The following is a 289-nucleotide window of genomic DNA, read 5'->3' as shown; positions in this document are numbered from 1 at the left end:
CACCGTCGCGTGTACGCACGCATGTGCGGTGCCGACGCTGATGCCGAAGCCGGCCGCCACCTGCTGCAGGGTGTCATTCCTCCGCAGGTACACCAACGCAGCCAGAGCCCGCTGTGAAGGCCGCAGCTTGCACCGCCGGCCACCCTCCCGGATGAGGATGAGCATCGTGACCCACTCCACGAGTGCATGTGGGACATCGAGTACCGCACGAAAAGGAACCAACGAGGCCCCCGTGTTGTAAAGCTGCGGACGTCAGATATCCCGCTCAACAACCCGAGGGCCTCGCCCG

1 protein-coding gene is annotated in these 289 nt (G+C 65.1%); it reads right to left on the bottom strand.

The annotated features are described in order from the left end of the window. Positions 1 to 222, bottom strand: a 222-nt coding sequence (locus tag IF89_RS0136720) for a helix-turn-helix domain-containing protein (protein ID WP_199820693.1), incomplete at its 3' end; no start/stop codon positions are given. Between the last annotated feature and the right edge of the window lie 67 nt (positions 223 to 289).

The organism is Streptomyces sp. NRRL F-2664 (genome assembly GCF_000719345.1).
GTDB lineage: Bacteria > Actinomycetota > Actinomycetes > Streptomycetales > Streptomycetaceae > Streptomyces.
This window is presented reverse-complemented; position numbering and strand designations above follow the sequence as displayed.